Raw genomic sequence first — 5338 nt, forward strand, 5'->3', positions numbered from 1 at the left:
TTTGCAACGTTGTATGAGATGTGGATACCAACCCCTCAAACAGATTTTGAAAATTTTCCATTTCATAAATCCATCTCTTCGGACTTTAGCTTTTGATGGAGTAATGAGATAATTTTCTCGCCTGTACCGGCGTGATATCGTACTGTCCGATCATGACTGATCAGACAGACATCGACGATACCGAAGACGAAATTGCTTTGAATGCAACGCAAGAGGGAGAGTCTCTACTTTCCACCCTTATGTTGCCTTTGTGTATTTTGGTTGGGCTTTCTATTCTCGGGATTCTGATTGGCGTGAGTTTCATGTGACCTCAGCCAATTGCCTTTCTTTATAAATATTTCTTCTCAAGATCGGGTTTCGTCGCATCAAGCCAGCCTTGCAGCATGTAGGCCGCCGCCATTTTATCCACGACTTCAGCGCGTCGCCCACGCGTCATGTCAGCGTCCTGAATAAGGAAGCGGTTGACCGCACTGGATGAGAGCCGCTCATCCCAAAGGCAAGCCGGAATACCCAACCGTTCGGAAAGAGCTGTTGTCCAGTCCGACGCTGCGCGTGCTGCGGGACCAAAAGATCCATCCAATGACAGGGGCAAGCCGACCACCAGCGCCCCAACGTTCTGGCGCTTCGTGATCTCTGCCAACTCCTTGGCATTTTCCCCCAATTTCCGCCGTTTTAGCCCCATAAATGGTGAGGCGAGCATGAGGGAAACGTCTGTCAGGGCAACGCCGATCGTCTTCGATCCAGGGTCCAGCCCAAGGATACGCTGATCAGTTTGAAGAACATTACGGAGGTCTTGTGGATTGAACAGGGACATAACCCGGCGTTATGATCTGTCTGACGGCTGAAAAGCTACCATAATTTCCTCTTTTTCAGGAATGTTCATGTCGCTCGACGCGAAAACGGTCACGCGCATCGCCAGATTGGCGAGGATTGGTCTCGAACCGGGGGAGGTAGACTCTCTCGGAAAGGACATGGGTTCCATCATTGATTGGGTGGAACAGCTTAACGAAGTGGACGTCACAGATGTCCCTCCCATGATTGGCACAGGCATCGCCACGCCACGCCTGCGGGAAGACCGCGTCACGGACGGCAATCGCCGCGATGACGTGCTGTCAAACGCTCCGGACCGTGAAGGTCCGTTCTACACGGTTCCGAAGGTGGTCGAATAATGTCCGGCATGCATGATTTTACGCTGGCTTCCGCCCGGGATGCCCTCAAGGCTCGCAAGATTTCCGCGGTTGAACTGACAAACGCCCATCTGGATGCCATCGAACGTCTGGATGGTCGCCTCAACAGTTTCATCACCCGTACGCCCGATCAGGCTCGCGTAGCAGCAAAGGCTGCGGACGACGTTCTGGCGAAAGGTGAGGGCGGCGCACTGACCGGCATTCCGCTCGGCATCAAGGATCTGTTCTGCACGAACGGCGTCCGCACGACGGCGGCCAGCAAGATCCTTGGAAATTTTGTTCCGCCTTACGAAAGCACGGTGACGTCCAACCTTCTGCGTGACGGCGCCGTGTTCCTTGGCAAGCTGAACCTCGATGAATTCGCTATGGGTTCCGCCAATCTGAACTCAGCCTTCGGCCCGGTAGAAAACCCCTGGAAGCGCAATGGCTCTGACGCCAAGCTGGTTCCGGGCGGTTCTTCCGGTGGCTCTGCCGCTGCCGTAGCCGCAGGTCTGGTGCTAGGCGCGACCGGTACGGATACGGGTGGCTCCATTCGCCAGCCGGCGGCCTTCACAGGCATTGCTGGTATCAAGCCGACCTACGGCCGCTGCTCCCGTTTCGGCACGATCGCTTTCGCAAGCTCGCTGGATCAGGCTGGCCCGATGGCCCGCAACCTTCAGGATTGTGCAATCCTGCTGGAGTCCATGGCTGGGTTCGACGAGCGGGATTCCACAAGCGTCAACACGCCTGTTCCAAACTACGAAGCAGCGCTGACGCGAGGCGTCAAAGGCCTGCGCGTTGGTATTCCCAAGGAATATCACGCTCCGGGCATGCCAGCCGAGATCGAGGCACTCTGGCAGCAGGGTATCAACTGGCTGAAGGCCGCTGGCGCTGAAGTGGTGGAAGTATCTCTTCCGCACACGAAGTACGGCCTTCCAACTTACTACATCGCAGCTCTCGCAGAGGCATCTTCAAACCTTGCCCGCTATGACGGCGTGCGTTTCGGCGAACGTGTAAAGGGGGATTCCCTTGATGCACTGTACGAAGCCACCCGTGCCGCTGGCTTTGGCGAAGAAGTGAAGCGCCGTATCCTGATCGGAACACATGTTCTGTCGTCGGGTTATTACGATGCCTATTACCTGCGCGCGCAGAAGGTCCGTACACTGATCCAGCGGGACTTCCTGAACGCCTTCGAGAAGGTGGATTTCCTTCTGACGCCAACGGCACCGTCCAGTGCCTTCGCTCAGGACGAAAAGCCGACAGACCCGGTGCAGATGTACCTCAATGACATCTTCACCGTTCCAGCCAGCATGGCAGGCGTTCCTGCGCTCTCTGTTCCAGCCGGTCTGGACGCACAGGGCGTTCCGCTCGGCCTTCAGCTTATTGGCAAGTTCTTTGACGAAGAAACACTGATCGCAGCAGGACACGTCATCGAACAGGCAGCGTCCTTTACCCACAGACCCGCCATCCATGCAGGAGTGTCGGCATGAGCTATCGTATCACCGGCAACACCGGCGAATGGGAAATTGTCGTCGGTCTGGAAGTTCATGCCCAGGTCATCAGCCAAGCGAAGCTGTTCTCTGGCGCCTCCGCCTCTTACGGCGGCGAGCCAAATACGCATGTCAGCCTGATTGACGCGGGTTTCCCGGGTATGCTCCCGGTTCTGAACCAGGAATGCGTTGCGCAGGCAGTGCGTACCGGCCTTGGCCTGAACGCGCAGATCAATCTTTTCAGCCGCTTTGATCGCAAAAACTACTTCTATGCCGATCTCCCCACTGGCTATCAGATCAGCCAGTTTGCTCATCCCATCGTGGGTGAGGGCAAGGTGCTGGTTGATCTCGCAGATGGAAGCACACGTGAAATCGGCGTGACGCGACTTCATCTGGAACAGGATGCAGGCAAGTCCATCCATGATCAGGACCCAACGCGTTCCTTCATTGACCTGAACCGTGCGGGCGTCGCCCTCATGGAAATCGTGAGTGAGCCAGACATCCGCTCACCGGAAGAAGCCGGAGCCTACCTGCGGAAGCTCCGTCAGATCCTGCGTTATATCGATACCTGCGATGGCAACATGGAAGAAGGTTCCATGCGTGCCGACGTCAACGTGTCTGTGCGCAAACCGGGCGAGGAGGGATATCGAACCCGCTGCGAGATCAAGAACGTCAACTCGATCCGCTACGTCATGCAGTCAATCGAAGTAGAAGCACAGCGCCAGATCGAGATCTGGGAAGCTGGCGGCGAAGTTGATCAGGAAACGCGCCTGTTCGATCATGTCCGCAGCGAAACACGTTCGCTTCGGTCCAAGGAAGACGCGCACGATTATCGCTACTTCCCGGACCCGGATCTGCTTCCGCTCATCATCGAGCAGTCCTGGGTTGACGAACTAGAAGCTGCTCTTCCAGAACTGCCAGAAGCCAAGCGGGACCGCCTGGAGCGCGAATACGGCGTCAGTCGCTATGAAGCGAGTGTCCTGACCGCAGAGCAAGCTGTTGCGGACTTCTACGAGACCGTTGCAAAGAATGCCGATGCGCGCCTTGCTACCAACTGGATGCTCGGAGACTTCTTTGCTGCCCTGAACCGCACCGGCCGCTCGATTGAAGACAGTCCGGTCAGTGCAGAAGGACTGCGTGAGCTGTTAAGCCTGATCTCGGATTCGACGATCAACGGCAAGATTGCGAAGGAAGTCCTTGAAGACATGGTAGAAACCGGCGAATCGGCTTCTGCTATTGTTGAGCGGAAAGGTCTTCGTCAGGTGACTGACACAGGAGCCATCGAAAGCTCCATCCGCGACATCCTGGCAGCAAATGCGGATAAGGTTGCTGAATTCAAATCTGGCAAGGACAAGCTTTTCGGCTTCTTTGTTGGCCAGACGATGAAGGCCATGAAGGGTAAAGGGAACCCGGCTCTGGTGAATGAAACCTTGAAAAAGCTTCTTTCCGAATGAGATAAAAAAATTGTTCTTAAGGGGTTTGACGGCGAGGCCGTTCCCCCTTAAGAACGCCTTCACGAACGCAGTATAAAAACTGCTTTCCACGCGGAGGGGTGGCCGAGAGGCTGAAGGCGGCGGATTGCTAATCCGTTATACGGGTTATTCCGTATCGTGGGTTCGAATCCCATCCCCTCCGCCACTCATTCAAAAATCAAATAAAATCAGTTAGCTATAACTTCATACCGGTAATAGTCCGCTACCGTGTCGGTAGTCCTTCCATGACCCAGAAGGCGCTACAGGATGATGATATGTATAGCTTGAGGCAGACAGGTAGGCCTCACATGGTTTGTGCGTCTGTCTATTCTGCGTGATCGCCGCGCAGATGCTGGAAGAGCTTTGGGAACAAACACAAGCATCCAGCAGGAAGTTATCCGGTTTCTTGAAGCGGGATCCCTGAGAGGGCCTGGCAAGATCCTTAATACCATGCATTCCATTCAGGGATTGCCGGTGGAAAATTCCTCTTCGACAGTAAGATTGGTGAAACCTACTAGTTCAGGTCCTTACGGCACTTTTGTGAGCCAATTTGAACACGGACTGAAAAATCATCCTACCAGTCAGGTACCAATTGGCATTGACTTGCGCAGTTATTCAGGAACAAAACAAGAACATGTAGTCTTGAAATTCTGCCAGACAAGGAGCGGCGGACCTGTGCAATGAGTGCTTCTCCCGACATGAAACCAGCACTGGAGACGTTGCGTGCTGCCATCAGTCGTCTGGAAGGTCATGCGAACCGGCGTCGGTCTGTTCTGCCTTTTGGCGTGAGGGAGATCGACAGTCGTCTGCCAAGAGGAGGGCTCGCGCTTGGGGCTCTCCATGAAGTGGCTGGTGGCGGCAATGATGCGCTGCATGGTGCGGCGGCCGGACAGTTCGTCGCTGGGATCGCTGCCCGCACACGCGGCAAGGTGTTGTGGATCGTCACCCGTCAGGATGTGTTTGGTCCCGCGCTCAAACAGGCCGGATTGTCCGGCCGAAGGGTCATCTATGTCGAGGCAGCCTCAGAGGCTGACGTTCTGGCGTGTTTCGAGGAAGGGCTGCGGCATGGCGGTCTTGGGGCCGTGGTCGCAGACGTGGCGCGTCTGTCGATGACGGCGTCCCGTCGCCTGCAACTGGCGGCTGAAACATCTGGCGCGCTTGGCCTCGCGATCCGGCGTTGGCGCCGTCAGACCGAGGCCGCGGATTTTGG

The 5338-nt window shown here is 55.8% G+C and carries 5 protein-coding genes and 1 tRNA gene; 5 read left to right on the top strand and 1 reads right to left on the bottom strand.

Translation table 11 applies throughout. The features are described from left to right. Window positions 1-328 precede the first annotated feature (328 nt). Window positions 329-814 carry a Holliday junction resolvase RuvX gene (ruvX, locus tag ABF979_RS16290; protein WP_415560734.1) on the bottom strand — a complete coding sequence of 162 codons (486 nt, stop codon included), beginning with the start codon at window positions 812-814 and terminating at the stop codon, window positions 329-331. A gap of 67 nt (window positions 815-881) precedes the next feature. Between ruvX and gatC the strand changes: the two genes are divergently transcribed. From gatC to ABF979_RS16315, 5 genes are all read left to right on the top strand, one after another. Further along, window positions 882-1169: an Asp-tRNA(Asn)/Glu-tRNA(Gln) amidotransferase subunit GatC gene (gene gatC / locus ABF979_RS16295; protein WP_415560735.1), complete on the top strand. Its 288-nt coding sequence runs from the start codon at window positions 882-884 to the stop codon at window positions 1167-1169. Further along, a complete protein-coding gene (gene gatA, locus ABF979_RS16300; protein WP_064275349.1) occupies window positions 1169-2656 on the top strand; it encodes an Asp-tRNA(Asn)/Glu-tRNA(Gln) amidotransferase subunit GatA in 1488 nt (495 codons plus the stop codon). Before gatC ends, gatA begins: the two co-directional genes overlap by 1 nt. Then, window positions 2653-4110 carry an Asp-tRNA(Asn)/Glu-tRNA(Gln) amidotransferase subunit GatB gene (gatB, locus tag ABF979_RS16305; protein WP_415560736.1) on the top strand — a complete coding sequence of 486 codons (1458 nt, stop codon included), beginning with the start codon at window positions 2653-2655 and terminating at the stop codon, window positions 4108-4110. Before gatA ends, gatB begins: the two co-directional genes overlap by 4 nt. A gap of 92 nt (window positions 4111-4202) precedes the next feature. Continuing rightward, window positions 4203-4294, top strand: a tRNA-Ser gene (locus tag ABF979_RS16310). A 514-nt stretch (window positions 4295-4808) separates the two neighbouring features. Then, window positions 4809-5338: ImuA family protein (locus ABF979_RS16315; RefSeq protein WP_415560737.1), on the top strand; the 530-nt coding region annotated here is incomplete at its 3' end.

Origin of the sequence: Gluconobacter sp. (assembly GCF_047723935.1) — a bacterium.
Lineage (GTDB): Bacteria > Pseudomonadota > Alphaproteobacteria > Acetobacterales > Acetobacteraceae > Gluconobacter.